This is a genomic window from Kineobactrum salinum (genome assembly GCF_010669285.1).
GTDB lineage: Bacteria > Pseudomonadota > Gammaproteobacteria > Pseudomonadales > Halieaceae > Kineobactrum > Kineobactrum salinum.
Map to the genome: position 1 here is coordinate 3,449,475 of NZ_CP048711.1, position 25,798 is coordinate 3,475,272.

The following is a 25,798-nucleotide window of genomic DNA, read 5'->3' on the forward strand; positions in this document are numbered from 1 at the left end:
GCAATCAGTCTCTCCCCAAAGTGGTTACACTGTAACCACAAACCCCGCCGCACTTTGACGGGGTTTTTTACCCCGCCATCCGTTGACAGGGCTTTCTGTGACAGCCATATTACCCGTTGTGGTAGAGTCCCTCCTGCACTAGAAATTACCCGTGGCCACTACGGAAAAGTGGCAAGGAAGACCCCACCTTGCATTCGCAATCGGGGTAGGCAGATTCCAGTATGGGCTTCTGCTGAACGCGTCGCTCAGGGCCGTTCTCGACGCAACGGTCAGTAATGACCGGGTCCATCTTCGAACCACCACGGTGCCTTATAGCTTGGGCGCCGCTCCTTCCAATCCATCCCGCTTCCAGGGATTTTTTCAAACGCCGCAGTTTCTGTCGGGGCCCTTGTCCTCGGCCAACCGCTGTTTCTTCAACCCCGCAAACACGCTGGCGGTCAGCGCGTTCTGCCCATTCCACTCAGGAGGTAATCCCACCCCAGCCTCAGGCTGGATAACCGTTGGTTTGCACGGGCCAGTTTTCTGCGAAAACACACCGTGCTGTCTATGGCCAGACACATTCAGGTCAACCGGGATTGGTGTCCCGTGATCGTTCCGCCCAGCGGGCCTGCGCAGCTTCTGTTGCCAGGTGATCAGAAACACTCACCTATGGATACAGCACTATGCGCGACCTGAACTACCAACTGAAAATGCTATGCAGGCACAGCCACGAAGGCAGCTTTGAAACCCGGGTCGGCCGTGAACGGCAACTGACCGCCATCGCCAACCAGTTGCACGAGCTTGGCTTCCGGCAGTTGCAGGCCACGTCCTTGAAGCAAAAGCATGTCCGGGCCCTGGTCGAGCACTGGCGGGGGCGAAACCTCTCCCCCGGCACCATCAAGAACCGCATGAGCTGTTTACGCTGGTGGGCCGAGAAGGTGAACAAGCGGGCTGTGGTGGCTGGTTCCAATGACTTCTATGGGATACCGGACCGCCAGTTTGTGTCCGACGACAGTAAAGCCAAGGGCCTGGCCCGCGAACAGCTTGACCAGGTCAAGGATGAACATGTGCGGATGAGTCTGCGGTTGCAGCAGGCGTTCGGGCTGCGGCGGGAGGAGGCCCTAAAAATCCGGCCCCGCTGGGCCGATCGCGGGGACCACCTGCACCTGAAAGCCAGCTGGACCAAGGGCGGGCGGGAACGCACCGTCCCCATCCGCACCCGGGAGCAGCGCGCCCTGCTGGAACAGGCCAAGCGCCTGGCCGGGGTGGGCGCCCTGATCCCCGGGGTCGCAGCTATATCGAGCAGCTCAGAATCTACGAGCGCCACACGGCCAATGCCGGCCTCTCTAAAATGCACGGTCTGCGCCACGCCTATGCCCAGCAGCGCTACCTGGAACTCACCGGCTGGCCGTCACCCCACGGTGGCGGACCCAATAAAAAGCATCTGACCCCGGCCCAGCAGGAGGCGGATCTACAGGCACGCCTGGCCATCAGTAAGGAGCTGGGTCATGTCAGAGAGCAGATCACTGCTGTCTATTTGGGGCGCTGAGATGATCTCGATTCTGCCTCGATTTATACGTCTGCGCGATGCCCCGGCTTATCTGGGGATGGATAAAAACCGATTCCGCCGGGAGGTCCGAAGCTGCCTGACGGAAATTCCCATCGGTAGGCAGGGCATTGCGTTTGACCGGCTTGAAATGGACGCCTGGGCGGAGCAGTATAAGAACCGCTGTGGGTGTTCGCCAAAGCATAGAGGAGAACTCTTATGTCAAAGCGAATCCCGGGCCTCTACAAGAGAGGCACCCAGGGCATCTGGCACATTGATAAATGCGTCAGGGGATATGGCCGACTTCGCGAGAGCACTGGCGCAAGCGAGCTCGAGGAGGCGGAAAGGTTCCTGATTCGACGGTTGGAAGAGCTGCGCAAGGCGACTGTCTACGGCATTCGTATCGAGCGTACTTTTCGGCAGGCGGCCACCAGGTTTCTGCTGGATTACCAGCATAAACGCAGTATTGGCCGCTATGCCCAGTCCCTGAAGACTCTGGACCCGCACATTGGCGATCTGCCTTTGCGGGGGGTGCATCAGGGCACGCTGGAGCCGTTTATACGGCATCGTCGTAAGCAGGGTATGCGAGCCAACACCATCAATCGCGATCTGGCAGTGGTGCGGCGCATTCTGACTCTGGCCGCCCGCCTGTGGCGGGATGAGTCCGGTTTGACCTGGCTTGAAACCGCGCCCCTGCTGCAAATGCTTGAGTGTGACGATGCCCGCAAGCCATATCCCCTGTCGTGGGACGAGCAATCGAGGTTGTTTGCGCGGTTGCCGGGTCACCTTAGGGAAATGGCGTTGTTCAAGGTCAACACCGGAACGCGGGAGCAGGAAGTGGTGGGTTTGCGGTGGGAGTGGGAGATACCGATTCCCGAGCTGAAAACCAGCGTGTTTGTGGTCCCGGGTGGCGGCGTGAAGAATGGGGAGGATCGACTAGTGGTGATGAATGCCGAAGCACGGGCGGTGATCAATCGTCAGCGCGGCAGGAACCCGGAGCATGTGTTTACCTATGCCAAGGGCCGACGGGTGGATCGCATCAACACCAAGGCCTGGCGCCGCGCGCGGGAGGAGGCTGGATTGCCGCAGGTGCGGGTCCATGATTTGAAGCATACCTTCGGTCGCCGGTTACGGGCCAAGGGCGTGAGTCATGAAACCCGGCAGGTGCTCCTGGGCCACAAGAACGGCCAGATCACGACGCACTATTCCGCCGCTGAAATCGGGGAACTGATCGAGGCGGTGGAAAAAGTGAGCTGGTCCGGTACCTCGGCACCGACCCTGACCTTGATCAACAATGTAAACTCCCGCAAATCTCCCGCAATCGGGAGGAGGGAGAATCTCAGAGCGATTTGAGATTTTGTAAGTTTTTGATTTAAAAAGGAAAAAGTGGTAGCTACGGGTGGACTTGAACCACCGACCCCAGCATTATGAATGCTGTGCTCTAACCAGCTGAGCTACGTAGCCACAGGGGGCACTGGGACCTCGGTCCCGAGAAGGCGCGCATTTTCGCCATTTTGCCCTGCCAAGTCAAGCCCGGTTCCGGGGTGTGCTGGCGCTGCTTCAGCGGCGCAATTGGGCGGCTTCCATTGCGGTGACTGCGGGCTTCAGGGGCGCGGTTGCTGCTGGGTAATACAGTGGATATTGCCCCCGCCAAACAGGATCTCCCGGCCCGGCAACATGATTAGCTCCCGCTGCGGGAACAGCTCACGCAGGATGGCCGCCGCGGTGGCATCCTGCGGGTCATCGAAGGCGGGGCTATGATGGCGCCGTTGACGATCAGGAAGTTCACGTAGGAGGCGGCCAGGCGGGTGTAGGGCAGGCGCGGCTGGGAACCGGGCACGCTGTCCACGCCCTGACAGATTTCCTCGGAGGCGGCAATCGGGCTGGGAATCGGCATCTTGTGTACACGCAGCTGGCGGCCGCGGGCATCAGTGCTGCTTTCCAGCACGGCCAGTGCCTCGGCGCAGCGGCTGTAATTGGGGTCATCGGGATCATCGGTCCAGCACAGCAGGACTTCGCCCGGCGCCACAAAGCAGCAGAAATTGTCGATGTGGCCGTTGGTTTCGTCGCTGTACATGCCCCGGGGCAGCCACAGGATGGTGTCGACGCCCAGGTAGTTGCGCAAGTAGTCTTCGATCTGCTCCCGGCTCAGGTGGGGATTGCGGTTGGGATTGAGCAGGCATTCCTCGGTGGTGAGCAGGGTGCCCTCGCCGTCGACGTGGATGGAGCCGCCCTCCAGCACGAAGTCCGGAGTCGGATAGCGTACGACCCGCTCCAGCTGGGCGACCTTGCGGGCGACCTGGTTATCCAGGTCCCAGGGAAAGTAGAGTCCATCCTCCAGGCCCCCCCAGGCATTGAATTCCCAGTCGACGGCGGCCAGTCCCCCGCGGCCGTCGACCAGGAAGGTGGGGCCCACATCGCGCATCCAGGCGTCATTGTTGGACAGCTCCACCACCCGCACATTGGCGTCCTGGGCGAGCTGCTCGCTGGCGTTGATAAACTGGCCGGCCGAGACGCCCACGGTAACGGCCTCAAAGCGGGCGATGGCGCGGATGACCGCGATAAACGCCGCCTGTGCGGGCTTGCCGCCCATGCGCCAGCTGTCGGGCCGTTCGGGCCACAACATCCAGACCTGATCCTGGGGAGCCCATTCCGCCGGCATGTAGAAGCCGGCGGCCCGGGGCGTCGCCTTTGCGCTCATGTGTTGATCCCGTCCAGGGTGTTGATGGGCTGGTACAGGGCCGGCCTGCGGTCGCGGAACACGCCCCAGGCGGTACGCAGCTTCTCCACCTCGTCGAGGTCGAAGGCCTGCACCAGCACCGTCTCGCTGTCGTCGTCGGCTTCCTGTACCTTGGCGCCCTGCGCATCGGCGATAAAGGAGCTGCCGTAGAAGGTAATGTCGCTGTCTTCCTGTACCTCGCAACCGATCCGGTTGCTCGCCACCAGCGGCATCAGGTTGGCGCCTGCGTGCCCCTGCTGCACCCGCTGCCAGTGGTCGCGGGAGTGGATGGAGGGGTCGTGGGGCTCGCTGCCGATGGCGGTGGGGTAGAACAGTATTTCGGCGCCCAGCAGGGCCATGCTGCGGGCGCTTTCCGGAAACCACTGGTCCCAGCAGATGCCCACACCAATTCTGGCGTAGCGGGTTTTCCAGACCTTGAAGCCGGTGTCACCGGGGTTGAAATAGAACTTTTCATGGTAGCCGGGCCCGTCGGGAATATGACTCTTGCGGTAGTTGCCCAGCACGGTGCCATCGGCGTCGATGATGGCCACCGAGTTGAAGCGGGCCTGGCCGGCCTGTTCAAAATAGCTGATCGGCAGCACAACCTCCAACTCCGCGGCCAGCTGGCGAAAATGCCGCACCGCGGGATTGTCCTCCAGCGGCGTGGCCAACAGCATGTAGTCTTCGTTGGGCTTCTGGCAGAAGTAGGGGGTTTCGAACAGCTCCTGCAACAGGATAATGCGGGCGCCCTTGCCGTGGGCCTCGCGCACCAGCTGTTCGCCCCGGGCAATGTTGGCCTCGCGGTCCCAGGAACAGGCCATCTGGGTCGCGGCGACCGTTATCATGCGCGCCATTGTCGGGTCTCCTGTGCTGATGTTGTGTACGTGCAGTCCGGCCCGGGATGGGGGCACTGACCGACGCGAGACTATAGTGTAACGCGCCTTGACTGGCGAACAGAATAACTCTGCAGGGGAGGGCGGGGCGACCCTCGAACGTGTTCGGATTCTTCAGATCGCCCCGGGGAAGGTGGCGGGCGGTTCAGACGGGACGGCGGATGGCTCTCACCTTACCGCTCCCTCCTCCTCCGCAGAAGAATTGGCCCCGGCCATCGGACTCAAGCCCTGATATACCCACGCCCGGCGGCATCTCGATTTTTTCCAGTACCTCGCCGGTGCGCGCATCGATGTGCCTGAGGTCGCTCTCGTCGTTTTCCCAGGTGCCGTGCCATAGCTCCTCGTCGACCCAGGTGACCCCGGTGACGAAGCGGTTGGACTCGATGGTGCGCAGAATTGCACCCGTCTGCGGGTCGATTTCATGGATCTTGCGGTCCCGGTACTGGCCTACCCAGAGCGCTCCTTCGCCCCAGGCAAGCCCCGAATTGCTGCCCTCGGGTGCCGGGATGGTGGCGACCACGCGGCCACTGCCCGGGTCGATCTTCTGGATGCGGTCTGCGGTAATCTGAAACAGGTGCTGGCCGTCGAAGGCGGTGCCGGCGTCCGCGGTGACGTCGATTGTGCGCAGCGTCTTCCCGCTTGCCGGATCGAGGGCGTTGAGCCTGTCTCCACTGGCGAACCAGATCTGCGCGCCGTCGTAGGTGACCCCATGCACGGCGTCGACATTCGGAAAGGGGCCATACTCGTTGATGATGTGGGCTGTTGACTGTTTCATGCTGCTCTCCTCTTCATTGGGGGGTGTGGCTATCCTAGCTACCCGGAAGCGAAGCGGGGAGTAACAAGATTGTCGTGAATCCCGGTACCGGTGGAAGCATCCAGCGGCGCGTTCGCCCGCGGCCGAATGACTGGACTTTGTCCGCGTCTGCCAGTGACTCGAGGGCCCGTTGCACGGAGCGCTGGCTGGCTCCCGTCGCGAGTGCCAGGGCTGAACTCGACCAGGAGGCACCGTCGGCAAGCAGGGCGAGCACCGCCCCATGCTTTTCTTCCACGGGTCTCGCCAACACGACGATCTCTTCTGCGTGCCTCGGAACCAGCGCAAACCCGCGTTTGGTCGCCCTTACATCGGTCAGAGTCCGCAGCAGTTTGCGCAGTCGGCCGATCTCGACTCGCAAGCGCACGCGATGGGAATCATCGATAAATTTTGTGCGGAAGGCTCGCGCAATAAGAGTGTCCCTCGACACATCCTCCGGCCAGGCTTCGCCCAGCAGCCGTGCGAGTGTGAACAATACCGGGCGCCTTGCAAGCGAGACTACCGTGTCTGCGCCGCGTATGGCATGGCGGCACGCATCCACGACGAGTGCGTCGGATTCCAGTAACGCTGCGACGTCCTTGAGCAGGAGCAGACGCTCCGTGCCGTTCTTTAACAGGCGCGCCGCAGGTGTGCCCAAGATGACTGCGGCGCTTTCGACCTCTGCCATCAACGCGGGGATACCGGCCAGCTGGGCATCGCGTTCGGCGCGGATAAGGGCAGCGCGCGCAGCCTCTGTCCGCAGACGGCGGATGGCAACTCCCGCCAGTACCAATTCGTGGGCGGCCTTCAATGCGGGCGGATAGAACGTGGAGTTGATCCCGGCGAGCGCATGCTCGACGTCCTCGAGCTGCCCCAGCAGGAGCAGGCGCCGGATCCCTATATTCTGCGCATGGGCAGCATTGACCTGGTCACCGCGCGCTTCCAGCACCGCCCGTGCGGCGTCCAGCGACTTCGGGGACCAGCCCAGGTCGCGGGAGGCCAGCGCGATTTCGGCCTCGGCGACGACACATCGTGCGCGGGCAACGGTTTCCCGGGGGCCAAAAGCGCGCGCGGCACTGCGCAGGAGTGCTTTCGCCCGGGCGAAATCGTCAAGCTGTGCCATCGCAATACCGCGCAGCGCGAGTGCAGGTGCATCGTCGCGCAGCGCGACCTGATTCAGAGCGCCGAGCGGATCACCCGCCGCGAGTGCTCGCGCCGCCGCCGTGATCAGCGAATCCATCCAACTTCCGCCATATTCTTCGGCTAATTGACAGTTCGGAGTTGTCTATTTGTAAACGGAAATGCGCCCATTTGAAAGCAGGGAGCCGCGCAGCCCCTCTTTTGCGTCCAATGTGGCCCAGGGCCGGCCTGATGGATGGGCTTCCGGTTTCAGACGTTGAACCGAAAGTGAATAACATCCCCATCCTGGACAATGTAGTCCTTGCCTTCCAGCCGCCAGCGGCCGGCGTCCTTGGCGCCCTGCTCGCCGTTGTGCGTGATGAAGTCCTGGTAGCTGATCACCTCGGCGCGGATGAAGCCCTTCTGGAAGTCGGTGTGGATTACTGCCGCGGCCTCGGGGGCGGTGGCGCCCACCTTGACGGTCCAGGCCCGTACTTCCTTCACACCGGCGGTGAAGTAGGTCTGCAGGTTCAGCAGCTGGTAGCCCGCGCGGATCACCCGGTCCAGGCCCGGCTCTTCCATGCCCAGGTCGGCGAGGAACTCCATCCGTTCCTCGTCTTCCAGCTCCACAATCTCGGATTCCAGCTTGTTGCAGATGGCGACCACGATGGCACCCTCGGCGGCGGCGAGTTCGTTGACGGTGTCCAGCAGCGGGTTGTTTTCGAAGCCGTTCTCGTCGACGTTGGCGATGTACATGGTGGGCTTGACGGTCAGCAGTTGCAGGTTTTTCACCAGCGGACGCTCGCTGTCATCAAAGGCCAGCGAGCGCACCGGCAGGGCCTCGTTGAGATGCGGCAACAGCCGGTTCTCCAGCAGCGCCTTCATCGCGATGGCCTCCTTGTCGCCACCCTTGGCAGTGCGCTGCACCTTCTGCAGTTGCTTTTCGCAGCTTTCGAGATCCGCCAGCGCCAGTTCGGTATTGATTACCTCGATGTCGGAACGCGGATCGACCCGGTTGGCGACATGGATGACGTTGTCATCGAGGAAGCAGCGTACAACGTGAGCGATGGCATCGGTCTCCCGGATGTTGGCCAGGAACTGGTTGCCCAGCCCCTCGCCTTTCGAGGCACCGGCGACCAGACCGGCGATATCGACAAACTCCATCGTGGTGGCGACTTCCCGCTGCGGCTTGACGATCTCCGCTATGCGGCGTTGGCGGGGGTCGGGCACCGGTACCACCCCGGCGTTGGGCTCAATGGTACAGAACGGAAAATTCTCCGCATCGATGCCGGCCCTGGTCAGTGCATTGAACAGTGTGGACTTGCCGACGTTGGGCAGTCCGACGATACCGCATTTAAAACCCATCTGAAATTCCTGTGCGAAGGGCAGCGCGCCCGGTTCAGGCGGCGCTGAAACTGTGTAATTGTGTCATGGCGCGGGTTTCCTCTCCAGCCAGCAACTGGGGCAGCACCGCGATCGCGGCCTCGATGCTGGCATCCATTCGCTCGCGCTCCACCGCACTGGGCCTGCCAAGCACATAGCCGGTAACCTGCGAGGCGTGGCCGGGATGACCGATGCCGATACGCAGGCGGCCGAAGTCCCGGTTGTTGCCCAGCGCGGATATGATATCGCGCAGGCCATTGTGACCGCCGTGACCCCCGCCACGCTTGAAGCGTGCAGTGCCGGCCGGGATATCGAGTTCATCGTGGGCGACCAGGATATTTCCCGGGACGATCTTGAAGAAATTGGCCATGGCCGCAACGGCCTGGCCGCTGCGGTTCATGAAGGTGGTGGGGATGAGCAGTCGCAGGTCCTGGCCGCCACACACGATACGGGCGCTGAGTCCGAAGAAGCGGGTCTCGGCCTGCAGGCTGCCGCCGCAGTGACGGGCCAGCGCCGCGACGAAATCGGCGCCCGCATTGTGGCGGGTTCCCCGGTATTCGCTGCCCGGGTTGCCCAGCCCGACTATCAGTGTGAACGAAGCCGTCAACGTGGCTGCCGTACGACGCCGGAAGCTCAGGCCTCGTCGTCGTCCGCGGCTTCCTCGGAAGGCGCTTCCTCGTCCGCGTCAGTGCCACCCTTGGGTGCTACCACGGAAGCGACCGCCAGGTCGTGATCTTCCCCCAGGCTCAGCGCGACCGAGGTCACGCCCTTGGGCAGCGTGATTTCCGACAGGTGGACGATGTCGCCGGTTTTCAGTTCCGCCATATCCACTTCGATGTATTCAGGGATATCGCTGGGCAGGCACAGGACCTCGATGTCGGTAGCCTGATGCTGGATCATGCCGCCCTGCACCTTGACGCCGTGGCAGGTCTTTTCATTCAGGAAGTGGATGGGCACGTGTACCTTGATCGCGCTCTTTTCATCCACCCGCAGAAAATCCGCGTGGGTGACGCTGTTGCGGGCCGGGTGGCGTTGCAGGTCCCTGAGGATGGCTTTTTCCTTTTTGCCCGCCACGTTGATGGCCAGCACGTGAGAAAAGAAAGCCTCGTTTTCAAGTGCCTTTTCCAGATCCTTGCGGATGAGGGACAGCGGTTGGGGATCCTTGCTGCCACCGTAGATAATGGCCGGGACCCGGTCGCCGAGACGACGCAGGCGGCGGCTCGCACCTTTCCCCAGGTCCTCTCGTACTTCTGCGTACAATTCAAATTGGTCAGACATTGTCTTGACTCCATTGCTGACACTGTCTTGCCCGCGACCGGCGCGACAGTGGGTTTGGGTAAACGCTGTGCCTACTGGAACAGCGCGCTGATGGATTCCTCGTTGGAAACGCGGCGGATCGACTCCGCCAGCAGGTCCGATATGGTCAGCTGGCGAATCTCGTCGATGGCCGATGCCTCCTTGCTCAGGGGAATCGTGTCCGTCACCACCAGCTCATCGAGCTGGGAGTTGCGAATATTGTCCAGGGCGCGGCCCGAAAGCACCGCATGGGTGCAGTAGGCCACGACCTTGTCGGCGCCGTGTGCCTTGAGGGCGTCGGCGGCCTTGCACAGCGTGCCGGCGGTATCGACCATGTCGTCCACCAGCAGACAGCAGCGGCCCTCGACTTCGCCGATCAGGTTCATCACCTGGGCTTCATTGGCCTGGGGCCGGCGCTTGTCGATGATCGCGAGATCGGCGTCATTCAGTTGTTTGGCAATCGCCCGGGCCCGCACCACGCCACCGATGTCCGGCGACACTACAATCAGGTTCTCGTAATTGCAGGCGATGATATCCGCATTCAGTACCGGTGAGCCGTAGACGTTGTCCACCGGGCAGCCGAAGAAACCCTGGATCTGCTCGGCGTGCAGGTCGACCGTGAGCACCCGGTCCACGCCGACGGTGACCATCATGTCAGCCACGACCTTGGCGGTAATCGGTACCCGGGCCGAACGTACGCGGCGATCCTGGCGGGCGTAGCCGAAATAGGGGACCACGGCCGTGATCCGCGCCGCCGACGCGCGGCGCAGCGCGTCGATCATCACCAGCAGTTCCATCAGGTTGTCGTTGGTGGGCGCACAGGTGGGCTGGACTACGAATACATCCTTGCCGCGCACATTCTCGTTCAGTTCCACCGCGACTTCGCCGTCGCTGAATTTTCCGACGCTGGCCTTGCCCAGGGCAAGGTAGAGGCGGTTGGCAATTTTCTGGGCCAGCTCCGGGTTGGCGTTACCCGTGAAGACCATCAGTTTGGAGGACACGATACTCTCCCTGGTCGGGTTGGGGGCATGGGTCGAACAAACCCTGGTGCTTGGCCTGGTCATTTCGAGCCGTTCGGCATTGGTCGAACCTCGTTCGAATCCTGCCGGTCGGCTTCTTCACTCCGTGGTGGCCTGGTCGTGCGCCTGCCCTCGAAGTTCCTCTATATGGCTGGGGTGGTAGGATTCGAACCTACGAATGCCGGGATCAAAACCCGGTGCCTTGCCACTTGGCGACACCCCAAAAACAATCGTTGTTAACTCAGCACAAGGCCTTCTGCACGGGCGACTGGTTTACACCCTGCGCGACTATAGCACGCCATCGCGCCGGTACCATGGCGCCGATCTGGCGAGCTTGCGTCTCGCTGTCAAATGCGGCAAATATACAGGCGCCTGTGCCGGTCAGTCGCGGCTCTGCGAACTGTCCGAGCCAGGCCAGGGCCTCGCCAACTTCAGGGTAAAGCCGCACCGCCACCTGCTCGCAGTCGTTGCGCGATGTCCCCTGAAAAAAGGCGGCTATTGTGATCGGCGCGGTGTCCCGTGTCAATTCACGGTCGGAAAAAATTTCCCGGGTCGGGATCTGGCACCCAGGAACGATGATCAGATACCAGCGGGATGGCAGCTCAACCGCACTCAATACTTCGCCCACTCCTTCAGCCCAGGCACTGTGGCCGGCGATGAACACCGGCACATCGGCACCCAGACTGGCGCCAAGGGCCAGCAGCTGTGACTGCGGCAGCCGCAGCTGCCAAAGCTGGTTCAGGGCCAGCAGGGTAGTGGCCGCATTGGAGCTGCCGCCGCCCAGCCCCCCCCTGCCGGGATTTGCTTGTTGCAGTGGATGGCTGCGCCGTGGTGCTCATCGCGCGGCAGCAGGGCCGCCGCGCGCAGGATCAGGTTGTCGGCCTCGGGTAGGTCCATGCCCGACATCTGCAGGCTCACCCGGCCACTGGAGACGGGCCGGAAGGTCATTTCGTCCCCCCAGTCGAGCAGCTGGAACAGGGTCTGCAGGGTATGGTAGCCATCGGCCTGGCGTCCGGTCACATGCAGGAACAGGTTCAGCTTGGCGGGCGACAGCAGTCGCAGGACCGGGTCCATCACGGTTCTCCGGGCTGCCAGGACTGGATCACGATACGCGCCCGGGTATCGCCCCGTTCGGCGGTCAGCCGGGTGGGCAGGATGTAAGCCCCGAACTGTTGGTAGCGTTCGAAATCGATGGTCCAGCCGTCCTGCCGCAACTGCCGCAGCAGGTTTGCCTCGATGCGCATGCGCGTGTCGTCGCCACCCGGCGCGGGCAGGCCCTTGAGCCAGTAGGGCAGCGCCTGAACCGGCAGGTCCCAACCGGTCTGCTCGCGCAGCGCACCGGGGCTGGCAATGTCGTACTGCTGTTGTTCATCGCCGCGCTGAATCAGCAATTGCTGGCCGTCGCTGTGAATTTCGGTGGCCCGCAGTCCCATCGGGCCACTCAACTGCAGTCGAGTGTGCCGCCCCCGCTGCAGCCAGCTGAGATTGGCCGATTCGGCCTGGCCGCCACTGCGCAGGGCCAGTTTGCCGGTGGCACCCCAGTGTTCCAGCGCGCTCAGCTGCACTGTGCGCTGCTGCCAGGGGCGAGCCGGGGCGGGTTGGTCGGGCGCCGTGGCGCAGGCGTTCAGCAACAGCACGACCAGGCCCGCAAGCAGTAGTCGCATGTCAGGGGTTCAGGTCGGCTACAGGAACTTCCAGACGATGCAGGGTCTCCAGCAGGACCTCATGGTCCGGGTCCTGGCGCAGCCCTCCCTGCCAGACATCGCGTGCTTCCCCGGTCTTGCCCAGGCTCCACAACACTTCCCCCAGGTGCGCCGCCACCTCCGGGTCAGGCAGCTTGACGTAGGCCCGCTGCAGGTATTCCACGGCCTCTTCGGCGCGCCCTTTGCGGTACAGCACCCAGCCCATGCTGTCCAGAATGGCGGGCTCGTCCGGCGACAGCTCCAGGGCCCGGGAGATCAGTTCAAAGGCTTCTTCGTGACGATCGGTGCGGTTGCTCAGAGTGTAGCCCAGAGCGTTCAGCGCGGTGGCGTTGTCCGGCTCCTGTTCCAGAATGGTACGCAGATCCCGCTCCATCAGCGCCAGGTCGTCGCGCTGCTCGCCCAACATGGAGCGGCTGTAGCGCAGGGAGGTGGAGCGGGGGAGTTCTTCCAGCGCCTGGTTGAGCACGGCCAGGCTGTCGTCGAGCAGTCCGGCGCGGCTCAGCAACTCGGATTCCAGGGTATAGAGTTGTTCCCGCATCTGCGGGTAGTCTTCGCGCTGGCGGCTGAAGTAACGGGCGCTGCCGTCAATGTCGCCGCTCTCCAGCAGCATTCTGCCGACCCGGCCCCTGGCGCTGAAAAATTCCCGGCCCTCCGGATCCCCTACTTCGAGATAGGCCGCAATGGCTTCCTTGGGGCGTCCCTCGTCCTCGGCTATCCGGCCCAGGTAGTAGTGCGCTTCATCGCTGCGCTGTCCCAGCGCCAGCAGCTGCCGCAGGTAGGCCTTGGCGGTTATGGTGTCGCCGGTGTCCTGGTTCAGCAGCGCCAGCGACAGTAGCAGGTCGCCATCGCGGGGGGCCTGCGCCGACAGGATCTCGAACTGTTGCCGGGCCGCTTCCATGTCGAAGCGTGTCAGCATGCGGGCATACTGCAGCCGCAGCTGAGCGTCTTCGGCATCCTGCTGCAGGGCCGCTTCAATGCGCTGGAAGGGATCGGGGTCCTCGTTCTCCAGCTGCAGTTTCGCCTCCAGCATCAGTGCCTGTTGCTGCCAGGGGTCGATCTCGAATACCCGGTCCAGCGCCGCCTGCACCGCTCCCGCCTGACCCAGTTCATCGCGGATCAATGCCAGCGTCAGCCACAACCGGGTGTCATCCTGGAACTCCAGCGTTAAATCTTCCACCGCCTTGCTCAGGGCGTGTTGCTGCGCCGGTGGCAAATCCCGAAACCCGCCCAGCAGCATCGGAAAGTGAGCCTTCATGCCATGCCGTGCCACGACCGCCAGGTGGGGCACGGCCTCCACCGGCCGGGACTCGCGTACCAACAGCGTGGCCAGGGTATTGTTGGCCTCCGGGTTGTCGGGTTCCAGCTCCACCCACAGACGGACTGCCGCCAGCGCCTGCGGCTCCCGTTTCAGGAACTGGGCGAGATGAGTGGTGTGGGCGCTGACTCCGGGGTCGCGCAATTGCTCGGCCTGTTCCAGGTATGTGGCCAGGGCGAGATCGAAATCGCGCCGCCGCAGCGCAAATTCCGCGACCAGGAGTGGATACAGGCTGTCCTCGGGGAATGCCCGCTCAGGCGGTGGTGCCGGCTCGGCCGGGCGGGGTGGCGCAGCGGACACCTCGTCCCCGGGCGCCGCGGCATCCATGACAGGATCGGAAGCGCAGGCGACCAGGGCGGCGGCGAGCGTAGCGGAAACAAGCTTGCGGAACATTTTCAGAGGATGCATACACAGTCAGCGGATACGGGAGCAATAGTGACACAATCGGGATACCAATCCCACCAATGTGGACCCTGTTCAGCTCAGGAGGTTCCCGCCGTGAAGTCGGAACGTGCCTGTCTTTTATACTGTAACTTGCTAGAATCACGGGAATTTTCGGGTGAATGTGCTAAAGTTGGCCGCTTTGCCCCACACCCCGCACGGGAGCCAGTCACCGACCCCATGAATCTGATTGCCCTGGGTATCAACCATAATTCCGCCGCCGTGGAGGTGCGCGAACGCGTGGCCTTCGCGCCGGAGCAGGTCAGCGAGGCGCTGGCTGATGCCTGTGCACGGTTGCGGCTGGAGGAAATGATCATTCTGTCGACCTGCAACCGCACCGAAATCTATGCACTGGCTCCGGCCGGAGACGCGCTCGGGCAGACAGCCCTGGCGCTGATCGACTGGATGGCCAACTACCACCATTTGTCTGGGCAGCAACTGCGCGAGGCCGCCTACCACTTCGAGGCAGGCGAGGCGCTGCACCATATCGTGAAGGTAGCCAGCGGCCTGGATTCCATGGTGCTGGGAGAGCCCCAGATTCTGGGGCAGCTGAAGTCCGCCTATGCCGTAGCGGCAGAAGCGGGCACCATTGGTGGGGATCTGGACCGGCTGTTCCAGCGCGTGTTTTCCATCGCCAAGAAGGTGCGCACCGACACTGCGATCGGAGAAAACCCGGTTTCAGTGGCCTATGCGGCGGTGGATCTGGCAGGCCATATTTTCTCCGACCTGGGCCGCTGTGATGCGCTGCTGGTGGGCGCGGGCGAGACCATCGAACTGGTGGCGCGGCACCTGATCGAAGCCGGGCTCAAGCATATTGTCATCGCCAACCGGACGCTGGGACGGGCCCGGGAGCTGGCCCAGAAGTTCGGCGCCGAGGCGGTGCTGCTGGCCGAGATTCCGGAGCGGCTGCTGCACTCTGACATTGTGATTAGCTCCACCGCCAGCCAGCTGCCCATTCTCGGCAAGGGCGCGGTGGAGCGGGCGATCAAGGCGCGCAAACACCGTCCCATCCTGATGGTGGACATAGCCGTGCCGCGCGATATCGAGCCCCAGGTGGGTGAGCTGCCGGACATCTACCTGTACACGGTGGATGACCTGCGCGAGATTGTAGAGCAGAACCTGCGCAGCCGGCAGAGTGAGGCACGCAAGGCGGATCTGTTGATCGAGGAGGGTGTCAGCCAGTATCTGGAAGAGGTGCGCACGCTGGCGGCGGTGGACTCCGTGCGCCAGTACCGGCACATGGCCGAGACGATCCGTGAGCAGGAGTTGCAGCGCGCACTGCGGGCGCTGGCCCGCGGGGAGGATCCCCAGCAGATCGCAGCGCAGCTGGCGCGCGGTATTACCAACAAGCTGATCCACGCGCCCACTGCCGGTCTCAAGCGCGCCAGTGCGGAGGGTCGCCAGGACCTGCTGCACAGCGCCCGCCGGCTGTTGGGACTGGAGTCCACTGTCCGCAGCGGCGCTGCATCCCCGACTACCGCCGCACCGACATCTGCGGACCCAACCACAACGGCGGCTGAGGAAGCACCCCTGCGGCCCGCCGGGCGTACCCTGCAATGAAAGCATCCCTGTTAAGCAAACTCGATACACTGACCGATCGTCACCAGGAGGTATCGGCACTGCTTGGCGATGCGGAAACCATTGCCGACCAGACCCGTTTCCGCGAGCTGTCGCGCGAGTATGCCGAGCTCGAGTCGGTCGTGCAGTGCTACGCCAGATACAGTGCGGTCAAGCGGGATCTCGACGATGCGCGGCAAATGTTGCATGAGAGCGATGCCGAATTGGTGGCGATGGCGGAGGAGGAAATTGCCACTTCCCAGCAGCAACTGGAATTGCTGGAGCTGGAGTTGCAGACCCTGTTGTTGCCCAGGGACCCGCGGGACTCCTGCAACGTGTTTCTGGAAATCCGGGCCGGCACCGGTGGCGACGAGGCGGCGATTTTCTCGGGCGATCTGCTGCGGATGTATTCCCGCTACGCGGAACGGATGGGCTGGAAGATCGAGATACTGTCGGAACGTCACGGCGAGCATGGCGGCTACAAAGAGGTGATCGCCGAGGTGGCTGGCCGCGATGTCTACGCCCACCTCAAGTTCGAATCGGGTGCCCACCGGGTGCAGCGGGTGCCGGAGACCGAATCCCAGGGCCGGATCCACACCTCGGCCTGCACCGTCGCGGTGATCCCGGAGCCCGATGAGCTCGATGTCGTCGAGATCAACAAGGCCGACCTGCGGGTGGATACCTACCGCGCCTCTGGCGCCGGTGGCCAGCATGTCAACAAGACCGACTCGGCAGTGCGCCTCACCCACCTGCCCAGTGGCATTGTGGTCGAGTGTCAGGATGAACGCTCGCAGCACAAAAACCGGGCCCGGGCGATGTCGCTGCTGCAGGCCAAGCTGTTGAGCACCGCCCAGGACAAGCAGGCCGCTGAACAGGCCGAGCAGCGCCGCAACCTGGTGGGCACCGGCGACCGCTCGGATCGCATCCGCACCTACAACTTCCCGCAGGGGCGGCTCACGGATCACCGCATCAACCTGACGCTGTACAAGCTCGATGAAGTGATGCAGGGCGACCTGGGAGCGGTGACCGGTGCCCTGCGCCAGGAGTATCAGGCGGATCAGCTGGCAGCACTGGCGGGCCATTGATGGCGCAGGTGCGGCAGCTACTGGCCGCCGGTGCGGATCTGCCCGGCGAGAGCCCGCGCCGCGATGCCGAAGTCCTGTTGGGCCATGTACTCGGCAAGTCCCGTGCCTGGCTCTACACCTGGCCGGAACAGACCGTGGCGGCGCCGCTTGCCGCGGCCTTCGGTGAATTGCTGACGCGGCGGCGCAGCGGCGTCCCGGTAGCCTACCTGACCGGCAGGCGCGAATTCTGGTCGCTGTCGCTGCAGGTCAGCGAAGCGACCCTGATCCCGCGCCCGGAGACCGAAACCCTGGTGGAATGGGCGCTGCAACTGCCCCTGCCCGCGGAGGCCGCGGTGCTGGATCTGGGCACCGGCAGCGGCGCGCTCGCGATTGCGCTGGCCTGCGAACGCAAAGCCTGGAGGATCACCGCGGTGGATGTCAGCGAGGCCGCGCTGGCGGTGGCCGCGTTCAATGTGTCCCGGCTGTGCCCGGGCCGCGTCAGCCTGCATCACTCGGACTGGTTTGCCGCGGTAGCGCAGCGGAATTTTGACCTGATCGTGAGCAATCCGCCCTATGTGGAGAGCGACAGCGAGTATCTGCGCCGCGGCGATGTCGCCTTCGAGCCGCGCTCCGCACTGGTGGCGGGAAGCACTGGATTGGACGACATCCGGCAGCTGGTCGACCGCGCCCCGCACTTTCTGCGCGACGGCGGTTGGTTGTTGCTGGAGCACGGTCACCGGCAGGCAGGGGCGGTGCGCGAACTGATGCAGGAGGCCGGCTTCCCGTCGCCGCAGACCCGCTGTGACCTGGCCGGGCACGAGCGCGTCACGGGCGCCAGTACTCCATCAAAATCATCATGAAGCAATGGCACTTAATTTAAGCTCGCTCCGGAGGAAGGTCGGCGTTCTGGGAGGGGGCTTTCGAGACCGTATGCGACATGGATGTCGCATCCGAGCCTCCATGGACGGATTCACGGCGTGTCTCGAAAGCCCCCTCCCAGGATGTCGACCGGGCTACGAAGTCCCAAAGCCCTTAAGTAAGTATCATTCCATCATGAAGGAGTACTACCATGTTGACTGACCGCGAACTGGATCGCTACAGCCGCCAGCTGCTGTTGCCAGAGTTCGACATCCGCGGCCAGGAGGCGCTGGCGGCTGCCTCGGTGCTGATCGTCGGGCTGGGCGGGCTGGGCTGTCCGGCCGCGATGTATCTCGCCGCGGCCGGTGTGGGACGGCTGCTGCTCGCCGACGGCGATGTGGTGGAGGCCAGCAACCTGCCGCGCCAGCTTGCCCACCGCGAAGCGCGCCTGGGGGTCAACAAAGCCGCTTCCGCCGCGGTGTCACTGGCGTCGCTGAACAGTGCTACCCAGCTCGAGGTCATTCCCCGGCAACTGGATGACGATACCCTGCCGGCGCTCGTTCGGGAGGTAGACCTGGTGATCGATGCCAGTGATAATTTCGCCGCCCGCTTTGCCGTCAACCGTGCCTGTATCGCCGCAGGGGTACCGCTGGTCTGCGCCGCTGCCATTCGTCTCGAGGGCCAGCTCGCGGTCTTTGACAGCGCCCGCGGCGGCGGCTGCTACCGTTGCCTGTATCCCGGCGGCGGGGACGACAGTGCTCTCAGTTGCAGCACCAGTGGTGTCCTGGGGCCGGTGGTGGGCGTGCTGGGTGCGCTGCAGGCCCTGGAAGCGCTGAAATGCCTGACCGGGCTGGCCGAGCCATTGCGCGATGGTCTGCTGGTGCTGGATCTGCGCAGTCTGGAAACCCGGCGCCTGGCCCTGCCGCGGCGCTCCGACTGCCCTGATTGCGGGAACTGAGCGGTGTCCAGGTCCCGGCGCGTTCGCACAAACTTTTCCGCACTGCCACTGTCTCACGCTGGTGTCACTCATGAGGTTTGCCCATGACCCGAATCGCCGCCCTTTATTACGCCTGGTGCCAGGTGCTGTCCCGACCGCTGCGTCATCTTGACGGGCTTCCCCCGCTGGCGTTGCGGCTGTATCTGGCTCCTGTGTTCTGGATGGCAGGTACGCAAAAAATCGCGGGCATGGACAACACCGTGGAGTGGTTTGGCAATACCGAGTGGGGACTGGGGCTGCCGGCTCCGGCACTGCTTGCCCACCTGGCGGCCTATACCGAAGCGGTAGGCGCGCTGCTGTTGCTGCTGGGACTGGCGACGCGCTGGGTCGCCGTGCCGTTGCTGATCACGATGGTAGTGGCCGCGCTCGCGGTACACTGGGAAAACGGCTGGGCCGCCATTGCCGACTCGGGCGCCCGGGAAATTGCGGTACGCCTGGGCATGGCTAGGGATATCCTGCGCGAGCATGCCAATTACAGCTGGCTCACGGAGCACGGCAACTTCGTCATCCTCAACAATGGCATCGAATTCGCGGCGACCTACGGCGTGATGTTGCTGGCATTGCTGGTCACAGGCGGGGGGCGTTATGTCAGTGTCGACTATTACCTGTCACGGTTGTACTCCAGCCGTTGACACATATTGCCGGCAAAAATGCTAGACTAGCGCGTTTTTCAAGCACAGCAGGAACCGACCTTGATCAAAAGCCTCATCGGCCAGGGGGCGAAGGGCGTCGATAACGCTGCTCCCGGGCCCCAGACCAACGCTGTCAGCGCAGTCAGTGATTCCACCCAGGGCAAGCCGCCGCACGGCCCCGGTCACAGTGAACATGGCCGCGGCAAGCGTTCGCGCCAGCCCGCCCGGTCCGGCGGACAGCCCTGGACCGTGGCCGATTTCCCGGTGGAGCCACAGGAGGGAGAGGTCCGTTTCCATGACCTGGGGCTGCGCGATGAGCTTATGCACGCCATCGCCGATCTCGGCTTTCGCTATTGTTCTCCCATTCAGGGGGCCATTCTGCCGCAAACCCTGCAGGGTCACGATGCCATTGGCAAGGCGCAAACCGGCACCGGCAAAACGGCGGCCTTCCTGATCACCATCTTCAATGATCTGCTGTGCAACCCGGCCGAAGGGGAGCGCTTTCTGGGCGAACCGCGGGCGCTGGTGATCGCGCCCACCCGTGAGCTGGTCATGCAGATCGCCGCGGATGCCGAGGATCTGGCCAAACACACTGAGCTCAAGGTGGCGACGCTGATCGGCGGCATGGACTACCAGAAGCAGCTCAATCGCCTCAACACGGTGGTGGTGGATCTGGTCGTGGCCACGCCCGGCCGCCTGCTGGACTTCATGGGGCGGCGCGATCTATTCCTGGACCGGGTGGAAATCCTGGTGCTGGACGAAGCCGACCGGATGCTGGACATGGGTTTTATTCCCCAGGTCAAGCGCATTGTGCGGGCCACTCCGCCGAAGGAGCACCGCCAGACCCTGCTGTTCTCGGCTACCTTTACCCAGGACATTATCAATCTGTCCCAGCAGTGGACCTGGGAACCGATCACGGTGGAAATCGAGCCCGAGCACGTCGCCACCGACAGTGTCGACCAGAAGGTCTACCTGGTCAGCAGCGAGCAGCGCTACAAATTGCTGGTCAACCTGGTGCGTAGTGCAGAAGCCAGCAGCGTCATCGTGTTCGCCAACCGGCGTGACCAGGTCCGCCGCCTGCATGAGCGTCTGCGCAAGGCGGGGGTATCCTGTGGCATCCTGTCCGGCGAGATTCCCCAGGCCAAGCGCTCCAGTACCCTGGCCCAGTTCAAGCAGGGGCAGATCAAGGTGCTGGTGGCCACCGACGTGGCCGGTCGCGGTATTCATGTGGACGGAGTCAGCCATGTGGTCAACTACAATTTGCCGGAGGATCCGGAGGACTACGTGCACCGCATAGGCCGCACCGGCCGGGCCGGCGCCACGGGGATCTCGATCAGCTTTGCCAGCGAGGACGATGCCTTCCTGCTGCCGGACATCGAGGCCCTGTTGGGGGAGCGGCTGGAATGTACCCACCCGCCGGAATCCCTGCTAGCGTAGCTCCTCACACCAGAGCAGGGTCGCCCCGACCACAGCCGCGGGGACGACAAAGAAGTTCACCACCGGGATGCTGGCGCACAGCGCCACCAGACCGCCAAAACCCAGGCTGCTCAGCCGCCGCTGGCGTACCGCCCGCTTGACCTCGGCGAATCCCAGTTGATGGTTGTCCATCGGGTAGTCGACAAACTGCAGGCTCATCATCCAGGCCCCCAGCAGCAACCACAGTAGCGGGGCAAAGGCGTTGGGACCGGGAATAAGGCTCAGGATCAGCACCAGCAGTGCCATCGGCAGGTAATAAAGCAGCTTGTACAGCTCCCGCAGGATTCCCCGCGGCACCGACAGCAGGGCCGCACCCAGACCTTCCAGGCCGGCGACCGGGCGGCCAGTGATCAGCTCTTCGGCCTTCTCCGCCAGCAGGGTGTTGAAGGGCGACGCAATCAGCAGCGCGACGGCAGTGAAACTGTAGCCCGCCAGCAGGCCAAACACCAGGATCAGCAGTGGCCAGATCAGCCACTCAATAAAGCCCAGCCAGGCCGGCAGCGCTTCCATCGCGCCGGTCACGCTGCGATCCAGCCAGGCGAAGGTGAGCGCCAGCAGCGAGCTGAAGATCAGGATATTGACCGCCAGCGGAATGATCACGAACAGCCGCAGCGAGGGATGGCGTAGCAGGCTTGCGCCGCGCCACAGATAGCCAGCGCCGTGCACGAGATTACCCCGCAACGGCTTTGCCCCCACGCACCGGCAGGCAGGACGGACACAGGCAGCGGCGCTGCCCCGGTTCAGTCCGGCCGGCGGACAACAGGGCAGGATCGGCGCAGGCCTGCTGGCACCAGCAGCCCGCCGCCGCGGGGTCTTCCGCCAGTGCGCACTGGTTGGGGCCGTCGCACTGCGGGCAGCGATCTTTTGCTGACTTTTTCGGTAACATGGCCGGCACGACGTGATGAACCTCCGGGATTGATCGCCGTCATAATACCTGACCCGGAGCAAGTAGTAAGCCCATGGCAGATGACGAACAGGACGAATGGGAGCTGTTTCAGCAGGAGATGGCCGGTGTTGAACGGCTCAGGCAGGAGCGCAGGGTCGCGCTGGGCCTCAGGTCTGGTGATTCCCGTGACAGCTCGCTGCAGCAGCGCCGCGAGGCCGCGGTCAACCCCGCGGCAGTCGATCGCAATATCCTCAGCGAGCTCGAACCGCCCGTGCTGGATCCCTGGTATATACTCGACTTCAAACGCCCCGGGGTGCAAAACGGCGTCTACCGGAAGCTGCGCCAGGGGCGCTATGAGCAGGAGGCGCAGCTGGACCTGCACCGCCTGACGCGCCAGCTGGCGCGCCGGGAGCTGTTCGATTTTATCGAGCAGTGCCATGAGCTGGGCCTGCGCAGCGTGGTGATCGTCCACGGCAAGGGCGAGCGCAGGCCCGAGCGCGAACGCAGCGGGGTGCTGAAGGCCTGCGTCGATTACTGGCTACGGGAGCTGCCCGTGGTGCAGGCCTTCCACAGCGCGCAGCCGCGCCACGGTGGGACCGGCGCCGTGTACGTGCTGCTGCGCAAGAGCGAGCGGCAGAAACAGAAGAACCGCGAACGCTTCCTGAAAGGCCGCCTGCCGCCAGACTCCCGTTAGCGGGAGTGGCACTTACTTAAGGGCTTTGGGACTTCGTAGCCCGGTCGGCATCCTGGGAGGGTGCTTTCGAGACACGCCGTGAATCCATCCCTGGAGGCTCGGTTGCGACATCCATGTCGCAAACGGTCTCGAAAGCACCCTCCCAGGACGCCGACCTTGTACCGGAGCGAGCCAAAGTGCCCTTCCCATTAGCGGGACGCGGGCTAGGCGCCGGCCCGCCTCAGGATCTCCGCATACTCGGCGCCGTGGCGGTGTTCACTGACTATCTCCAGCACCGTGCGGCCGTCCTTGCCGGTGGTGCCGGGATCGCGGCCATCCTCCAGAAAAAACTGCAGAAACAGTTCAAAATCCGTGACCCGCATGCTCTGGTAGGCCTTCAGCAGCATGTGGAAGTCCACATCGCTGTTGTCGTGGGGGCGCACCGAGAGGAAGCTGCGGACATGGTCTTCCGTCCACACTTCATCGATTACCTTTTCCTTGTCTTTCTTCATGCCTGCACTATTTCCATTTAGACCAGTTTTCTGGCCAGTAGCTCGTTGACCATCTGCGGGTTGGCCTGTCCCCGGGACAGTTTCATGACCTGGCCCACGAAAAATCCCACCAGTTTCCTGCGCTTGCCTTCGTCGGCGGCCAGGTATTGGGCCAGCTGTTCGGGGTGACTGTTGACGACCTCGTCCACCATCGCTTCCAGTTCGCCGCTGTCGCTGACCTGCTGCAGTCCGTGGCTGGCAATGATGTGGTCGGCGTCACCCTCACCCGCCCACATGGCCTCGAACACCTGTTTGGCGATTTTGCCGGAGATGCTCTGGTCGAGGATGCGCCTGATCAGTCCGGCCAGCGCCGCGGCGCTGACCGGGCTGTCGGCGAGGGGCAGGTCGCTGCGGTTCAACTGCCCCAGCAATTCCACCTGCACCCAGTTGGCGGCAATCTTGGCGTCGCCACAGTCGGCGACGACGGCCTCGTAGAAGTCAGCCAGTGCGCGGTTGGCGGACAGCACACCGGCATCGTACTGGCTGAGTCCGTGGGCGTCGACAAAACGTTGCCGCCGGGCGACCGGCAGTTCCGGCAGCGAGTCCCGCAGCTGCGCGACGAAGGCCTCGTCGATCACTACCGGCAGCAGGTCGGGCTCGGGAAAATAGCGATAGTCGTTGGCCACTTCCTTGCTGCGCATGGAACGGGTTTCGTCCCGCTCGGCATCGTAGAGCCGGGTTTCCTGCACCACCGTGCCGCCGTCCTCGAGGATCTCGGCCTGGCGGTTGGTCTCGTGATGGATCGCCTTCTCGACGAAGCGGAAGGAATTCACGTTCTTGATCTCGGCGCGGGTGCCCAGCGTAGTACTGCCGGGCCGGCGCAGTGAAATATTGATATCGCAGCGCATGGAACCCTCGGCCATGTTGCCGTCGGAGATGCCCAGGTAGGTCACCAGGCTGTGCAGCGCCTTCAGGTAGGCCACCGCCTCCGCAGCGCTGCGCAGGTCCGGTTCGCTGACGATCTCCAGCAGTGGCGTGCCGGCGCGGTTCAGGTCGATGCCGGTCTGGCCATGAAAGTCCTCGTGCAGGGACTTGCCCGCGTCCTCCTCCAGATGAGCACGGGTAATGCCAATGTGGCGGCAGCTACCGTCCTCCAGCTGGATCTCGAAGCTGCCGCGGCCGACGATCGGGGCCTGGAACTGGCTGATCTGGTAGCCCTTGGGCAGGTCGGGGTAGAAGTAGTTCTTGCGATCGAACACCGAACGCATGCCAATCTCGGCGCCAATGCCGAGACCGAACATCACAGCATGGCGCACGGCCTGCTCGTTCAGCACCGGCAGCATGCCGGGCATGGCCAGGTCCACGGCGCAGGCCTGGGTGTTGGGCTCGGCGCCAAAATGGGTGGAGGCTCCGGAAAAAATCTTGGAGGCGGTGGCCAGTTGCAGGTGCACTTCCAGGCCGATGACGACTTCCCACTGCATCACTGCGTCCCTCCCGTGGCGCTGGCGGGCCGCTGCAGGTGCCAGTCGGACAGTCGCTGCAGCTGATGACCGACGTTGAGGAGGCGCGATTCCTCGAAATGGCGGCCAATCAGCTGCAGGCCCACGGGCCGCCCCTGCACCAGTCCGGTCGGCAGGGACATGCCCGGCAGCCCGGCCAGGTTGACCGCCAGGGTATAGGCATCTTCCAGGTACATCGCCAGCGGGTCGTCGGTCTTGGCTCCCAGCGCAAAAGCGGGACCCGGTGTGGTGGGCCCGGCGATCACGTCCACCTGCCGGAAACAGTCGATGAAATCCTGGCGGATCAGGCGCCTGACCTGCTGCGCCTTCTTGTAATAGGCATCGTAGTAGCCCGCCGACAGGGCATAGGTACCCACCAGGATGCGGCGTTTGACTTCATCCCCGAAGCCCTCTTCCCGACTGCGGGTGTAGAGGTCGTGCAGGTCGCGGGGCTGTTCGCAACGGTAGCCGTAGCGCACCCCGTCATAGCGCGACAGGTTGGTGGAGGCCTCGGCCGGGGCGACGATATAGTAGGTGGGAATGCTCAGTCCGGTGTGGGGCAGGTCGACATCCACCAGGGTGGCGCCCCGCTGTTCCAGCAGGGCCAGCGCAGCCCTGATACGGTCACCGGTGGCCGCTTCCAGACCATCGCCGAAATACTGCCGCGGCAGGCCGATGCGCAGCCCCGAGAGAGGCGCCTCCAGCCCGGCGCTGAAGTCGGGGCAGGACTCGGTGGAGGAGGTGGAATCCAGCGGGTCGTGCCCGGCCATGGCATTGAGCAGCAGTGCGCAGTCCTCGGCACTGCGGGCCATCGGCCCGGCCTGGTCCAGGCTGGAGGCAAAGGCGACGATGCCCAGCCGCGAGACCCGCCCGTAGGTGGGCTTGAGGCCGGTAATGCCGCAAAACGCCGCTGGCTGGCGAATGGAGCCGCCGGTGTCGGTGCCGGTGGCCATCGGTGCCAGCATGCCGGCCACCGCCGCCGCCGAGCCACCGGAAGAGCCTCCCGGCACGCAGCTACTGTCCCAGGGGTTGCGGCTGGGGCCGTAGAAACTGCTTTCGTTGGAGGAGCCCATCGCGAACTCGTCCATGTTGGTCTTGCCCAGTATCACCGTTCCGGCCTCGCGCAAACGGGTGACGACGGTGGCGTCGTAGGGCGGGACAAAATTGTCCAGCATCCGCGAACCGCAGCTGGTGCGTAGTCCTCGGGTACAGAAGATATCCTTGTGCGCCAGCGGGATGCCGGTCAGCGGCGCGGTCTCGCCCGCCGCCAGACGCCGGTCGGCCTCGGCCGCGGCGGTCAGTGCGCCGGACTCGTCGACGGTGATGAAACTGTTGTAGGTGCCATCCAGCGTCCGGATCCGGTCCAGGTGGCAGCGGGTCAGTTCGACGCTGGAAAATTGCTTCCCGCGCAGCCCGCGGATCAGCTGGGCAACAGATTGTGAGTGCATGGTGAGGTCCTGAG

Annotated in this window: 25 protein-coding genes, 2 tRNA genes and 1 pseudogene; 9 read left to right on the forward strand and 19 right to left on the reverse strand. The window is 63.8% G+C overall.

Annotation, left to right across the window (positions count from 1 at the left end; translation table 11 throughout):
- Positions 1 to 662 precede the first annotated feature (662 nt).
- Both G3T16_RS15280 and G3T16_RS15285 read left to right on the forward strand, forming a co-directional pair.
- Complete coding sequence (locus tag G3T16_RS15280) at positions 663 to 1,427, forward strand: phage integrase N-terminal domain-containing protein (RefSeq protein ID WP_232059106.1); 765 nt, start codon at positions 663 to 665, stop codon at positions 1,425 to 1,427.
- Between the two features lie 317 nt (positions 1,428 to 1,744).
- Positions 1,745 to 2,878, forward strand: coding sequence for a tyrosine-type recombinase/integrase (locus G3T16_RS15285; protein WP_163495991.1), 1,134 nt, complete (start codon positions 1,745 to 1,747; stop codon positions 2,876 to 2,878).
- A 34-nt stretch (positions 2,879 to 2,912) separates the two neighbouring features.
- On the opposite strand, the gene G3T16_RS15290 is transcribed toward G3T16_RS15285, so the two are convergent.
- The 14 genes and pseudogenes from G3T16_RS15290 to G3T16_RS15350 form a co-directional block, all read right to left on the reverse strand.
- Positions 2,913 to 2,989 (reverse strand) — tRNA-Met (locus G3T16_RS15290).
- A gap of 140 nt (positions 2,990 to 3,129) precedes the next feature.
- Positions 3,130 to 4,226, reverse strand: a pseudogene (gene aguA, locus G3T16_RS15295) (agmatine deiminase).
- Complete coding sequence (gene aguB / locus G3T16_RS15300; RefSeq protein ID WP_163495992.1) at positions 4,223 to 5,098, reverse strand: N-carbamoylputrescine amidase; 876 nt, start codon at positions 5,096 to 5,098, stop codon at positions 4,223 to 4,225. Before aguB ends, aguA begins: the two are co-directional and overlap by 4 nt.
- 184 nt (positions 5,099 to 5,282) lie before the next feature.
- Entirely contained in the window at positions 5,283 to 5,912 is a 630-nt protein-coding gene (locus tag G3T16_RS15305) for a Vgb family protein (protein ID WP_163495993.1), read from the reverse strand.
- Positions 5,913 to 5,946: 34 nt separating this feature from the next.
- The gene (locus G3T16_RS15310) at positions 5,947 to 7,167 is read right to left on the reverse strand and encodes a helix-turn-helix domain-containing protein (protein WP_163495994.1); all 1,221 of its coding nucleotides are present in this window, start codon (positions 7,165 to 7,167) and stop codon (positions 5,947 to 5,949) included.
- A gap of 149 nt (positions 7,168 to 7,316) precedes the next feature.
- Complete coding sequence (gene ychF / locus G3T16_RS15315; protein WP_163495995.1) at positions 7,317 to 8,411, reverse strand: redox-regulated ATPase YchF; 1,095 nt, start codon at positions 8,409 to 8,411, stop codon at positions 7,317 to 7,319.
- 34 nt (positions 8,412 to 8,445) lie between these two features.
- Positions 8,446 to 9,036 (reverse strand): aminoacyl-tRNA hydrolase, encoded by a 591-nt coding sequence (gene pth, locus G3T16_RS15320; protein ID WP_163495996.1) that lies wholly within the window; start codon positions 9,034 to 9,036, stop codon positions 8,446 to 8,448.
- A 26-nt stretch (positions 9,037 to 9,062) separates the two neighbouring features.
- A complete protein-coding gene (locus G3T16_RS15325) occupies positions 9,063 to 9,707 on the reverse strand; it encodes a 50S ribosomal protein L25/general stress protein Ctc (protein ID WP_163495997.1) in 645 nt (214 codons plus the stop codon).
- A gap of 71 nt (positions 9,708 to 9,778) precedes the next feature.
- Positions 9,779 to 10,711 (reverse strand): ribose-phosphate pyrophosphokinase, encoded by a 933-nt coding sequence (locus G3T16_RS15330; protein ID WP_163497133.1) that lies wholly within the window; start codon positions 10,709 to 10,711, stop codon positions 9,779 to 9,781.
- Between the two features lie 181 nt (positions 10,712 to 10,892).
- Positions 10,893 to 10,967 (reverse strand) — tRNA-Gln (locus G3T16_RS15335).
- An 18-nt stretch (positions 10,968 to 10,985) separates the two neighbouring features.
- Positions 10,986 to 11,558, reverse strand: a complete 573-nt coding sequence (ispE, locus tag G3T16_RS15340) for a 4-(cytidine 5'-diphospho)-2-C-methyl-D-erythritol kinase (protein WP_408610752.1) — start codon at positions 11,556 to 11,558, stop codon at positions 10,986 to 10,988.
- Entirely contained in the window at positions 11,483 to 11,818 is a 336-nt protein-coding gene (locus G3T16_RS23180; protein ID WP_408610709.1) for a 4-(cytidine 5'-diphospho)-2-C-methyl-D-erythritol kinase, read from the reverse strand. The genes ispE and G3T16_RS23180 overlap by 76 nt, the downstream gene beginning before the upstream one ends.
- Positions 11,818 to 12,408 (reverse strand): lipoprotein insertase outer membrane protein LolB, encoded by a 591-nt coding sequence (lolB, locus tag G3T16_RS15345; RefSeq protein ID WP_163495998.1) that lies wholly within the window; start codon positions 12,406 to 12,408, stop codon positions 11,818 to 11,820. The genes G3T16_RS23180 and lolB overlap by 1 nt, the downstream gene beginning before the upstream one ends.
- A 1-nt stretch (position 12,409) precedes the next feature.
- Positions 12,410 to 14,170: a tetratricopeptide repeat protein gene (locus G3T16_RS15350; RefSeq protein WP_163495999.1), complete on the reverse strand. Its 1,761-nt coding sequence runs from the start codon at positions 14,168 to 14,170 to the stop codon at positions 12,410 to 12,412.
- 213 nt (positions 14,171 to 14,383) lie between these two features.
- On the opposite strand from G3T16_RS15350, the gene hemA reads away from it, so the two are divergent.
- From hemA to rhlB, 6 genes are all read left to right on the forward strand, one after another.
- Positions 14,384 to 15,763 carry a glutamyl-tRNA reductase gene (gene hemA, locus G3T16_RS15355; RefSeq protein ID WP_163496000.1) on the forward strand — a complete coding sequence of 460 codons (1,380 nt, stop codon included), beginning with the start codon at positions 14,384 to 14,386 and terminating at the stop codon, positions 15,761 to 15,763.
- On the forward strand, positions 15,760 to 16,845 hold the full coding sequence (gene prfA, locus G3T16_RS15360) for a peptide chain release factor 1 (protein WP_163496001.1): 1,086 nt from the start codon (positions 15,760 to 15,762) through the stop codon (positions 16,843 to 16,845). The genes hemA and prfA overlap by 4 nt, the downstream gene beginning before the upstream one ends.
- On the forward strand, positions 16,845 to 17,684 hold the full coding sequence (gene prmC, locus G3T16_RS15365) for a peptide chain release factor N(5)-glutamine methyltransferase (RefSeq protein ID WP_163496002.1): 840 nt from the start codon (positions 16,845 to 16,847) through the stop codon (positions 17,682 to 17,684). The genes prfA and prmC overlap by 1 nt, the downstream gene beginning before the upstream one ends.
- Before the next feature lie 209 nt (positions 17,685 to 17,893).
- Entirely contained in the window at positions 17,894 to 18,640 is a 747-nt protein-coding gene (locus tag G3T16_RS15370; protein ID WP_163496003.1) for a HesA/MoeB/ThiF family protein, read from the forward strand.
- Positions 18,641 to 18,723: 83 nt separating this feature from the next.
- Entirely contained in the window at positions 18,724 to 19,311 is a 588-nt protein-coding gene (locus tag G3T16_RS15375) for an HvfX family Cu-binding RiPP maturation protein (protein ID WP_163496004.1), read from the forward strand.
- 60 nt (positions 19,312 to 19,371) lie between these two features.
- Positions 19,372 to 20,748, forward strand: coding sequence for an ATP-dependent RNA helicase RhlB (rhlB, locus tag G3T16_RS15380; RefSeq protein WP_232059108.1), 1,377 nt, complete (start codon positions 19,372 to 19,374; stop codon positions 20,746 to 20,748).
- On the opposite strand, the gene cysZ is transcribed toward rhlB, so the two are convergent.
- Positions 20,740 to 21,468: a sulfate transporter CysZ gene (gene cysZ, locus G3T16_RS15385; protein WP_163496005.1), complete on the reverse strand. Its 729-nt coding sequence runs from the start codon at positions 21,466 to 21,468 to the stop codon at positions 20,740 to 20,742. The two genes, rhlB and cysZ, sit on opposite strands and share 9 nt — an antisense overlap.
- A complete protein-coding gene (locus tag G3T16_RS23185; protein WP_163496006.1) occupies positions 21,458 to 21,673 on the reverse strand; it encodes a cysteine-rich CWC family protein in 216 nt (71 codons plus the stop codon). Before G3T16_RS23185 ends, cysZ begins: the two co-directional genes overlap by 11 nt.
- A gap of 73 nt (positions 21,674 to 21,746) precedes the next feature.
- On the opposite strand from G3T16_RS23185, the gene smrA reads away from it, so the two are divergent.
- Positions 21,747 to 22,367, forward strand: a complete 621-nt coding sequence (smrA, locus tag G3T16_RS15395) for a DNA endonuclease SmrA (protein WP_163496007.1) — start codon at positions 21,747 to 21,749, stop codon at positions 22,365 to 22,367.
- A 203-nt stretch (positions 22,368 to 22,570) separates the two neighbouring features.
- Here the strand turns inward: smrA and G3T16_RS15400 are convergent, their stop codons facing one another.
- The 3 genes from G3T16_RS15400 to gatA are packed head-to-tail and all read right to left on the reverse strand — an operon-like array spanning position 22,571 to position 25,784.
- Entirely contained in the window at positions 22,571 to 22,858 is a 288-nt protein-coding gene (locus G3T16_RS15400; RefSeq protein ID WP_163496008.1) for a PA4642 family protein, read from the reverse strand.
- Positions 22,859 to 22,875: 17 nt separating this feature from the next.
- Positions 22,876 to 24,318 carry an Asp-tRNA(Asn)/Glu-tRNA(Gln) amidotransferase subunit GatB gene (gene gatB / locus G3T16_RS15405; protein WP_163497135.1) on the reverse strand — a complete coding sequence of 481 codons (1,443 nt, stop codon included), beginning with the start codon at positions 24,316 to 24,318 and terminating at the stop codon, positions 22,876 to 22,878.
- Positions 24,318 to 25,784 carry an Asp-tRNA(Asn)/Glu-tRNA(Gln) amidotransferase subunit GatA gene (gatA, locus tag G3T16_RS15410; protein ID WP_163496009.1) on the reverse strand — a complete coding sequence of 489 codons (1,467 nt, stop codon included), beginning with the start codon at positions 25,782 to 25,784 and terminating at the stop codon, positions 24,318 to 24,320. The genes gatB and gatA overlap by 1 nt, the downstream gene beginning before the upstream one ends.
- Positions 25,785 to 25,798 lie beyond the last annotated feature (14 nt).

What these genes read in the sequence shown, in the direction of transcription:
- G3T16_RS15310 (WP_163495994.1), bottom strand. Translation starts at nt 7,167, where the DNA reads ATGGATTCGCTGATCACGGCGGCGGCGCGAGCACTCGCGGCGGGTGAT.
- G3T16_RS15285 (WP_163495991.1), top strand. Translation starts at nt 1,745, where the DNA reads ATGTCAAAGCGAATCCCGGGCCTCTACAAGAGAGGCACCCAGGGCATC.
- aguB (WP_163495992.1), bottom strand. Translation starts at nt 5,098, where the DNA reads ATGGCGCGCATGATAACGGTCGCCGCGACCCAGATGGCCTGTTCCTGG.
- G3T16_RS15400 (WP_163496008.1), bottom strand. Translation starts at nt 22,858, where the DNA reads ATGAAGAAAGACAAGGAAAAGGTAATCGATGAAGTGTGGACGGAAGAC.
- G3T16_RS15325 (WP_163495997.1), bottom strand. Translation starts at nt 9,707, where the DNA reads ATGTCTGACCAATTTGAATTGTACGCAGAAGTACGAGAGGACCTGGGG.
- G3T16_RS23180 (WP_408610709.1), bottom strand. Translation starts at nt 11,818, where the DNA reads ATGGACCCGGTCCTGCGACTGCTGTCGCCCGCCAAGCTGAACCTGTTC.
- G3T16_RS15350 (WP_163495999.1), bottom strand. Translation starts at nt 14,170, where the DNA reads ATGCATCCTCTGAAAATGTTCCGCAAGCTTGTTTCCGCTACGCTCGCC.
- smrA (WP_163496007.1), top strand. Translation starts at nt 21,747, where the DNA reads ATGGCAGATGACGAACAGGACGAATGGGAGCTGTTTCAGCAGGAGATG.
- G3T16_RS23185 (WP_163496006.1), bottom strand. Translation starts at nt 21,673, where the DNA reads ATGTTACCGAAAAAGTCAGCAAAAGATCGCTGCCCGCAGTGCGACGGC.
- gatA (WP_163496009.1), bottom strand. Translation starts at nt 25,784, where the DNA reads ATGCACTCACAATCTGTTGCCCAGCTGATCCGCGGGCTGCGCGGGAAG.
- G3T16_RS15305 (WP_163495993.1), bottom strand. Translation starts at nt 5,912, where the DNA reads ATGAAACAGTCAACAGCCCACATCATCAACGAGTATGGCCCCTTTCCG.
- G3T16_RS15280 (WP_232059106.1), top strand. Translation starts at nt 663, where the DNA reads ATGCGCGACCTGAACTACCAACTGAAAATGCTATGCAGGCACAGCCAC.
- gatB (WP_163497135.1), bottom strand. Translation starts at nt 24,318, where the DNA reads ATGCAGTGGGAAGTCGTCATCGGCCTGGAAGTGCACCTGCAACTGGCC.
- prfA (WP_163496001.1), top strand. Translation starts at nt 15,760, where the DNA reads ATGAAAGCATCCCTGTTAAGCAAACTCGATACACTGACCGATCGTCAC.
- G3T16_RS15375 (WP_163496004.1), top strand. Translation starts at nt 18,724, where the DNA reads ATGACCCGAATCGCCGCCCTTTATTACGCCTGGTGCCAGGTGCTGTCC.
- lolB (WP_163495998.1), bottom strand. Translation starts at nt 12,408, where the DNA reads ATGCGACTACTGCTTGCGGGCCTGGTCGTGCTGTTGCTGAACGCCTGC.
- ychF (WP_163495995.1), bottom strand. Translation starts at nt 8,411, where the DNA reads ATGGGTTTTAAATGCGGTATCGTCGGACTGCCCAACGTCGGCAAGTCC.
- G3T16_RS15330 (WP_163497133.1), bottom strand. Translation starts at nt 10,711, where the DNA reads ATGGTCTTCACGGGTAACGCCAACCCGGAGCTGGCCCAGAAAATTGCC.
- G3T16_RS15370 (WP_163496003.1), top strand. Translation starts at nt 17,894, where the DNA reads ATGTTGACTGACCGCGAACTGGATCGCTACAGCCGCCAGCTGCTGTTG.
- hemA (WP_163496000.1), top strand. Translation starts at nt 14,384, where the DNA reads ATGAATCTGATTGCCCTGGGTATCAACCATAATTCCGCCGCCGTGGAG.
- prmC (WP_163496002.1), top strand. Translation starts at nt 16,845, where the DNA reads ATGGCGCAGGTGCGGCAGCTACTGGCCGCCGGTGCGGATCTGCCCGGC.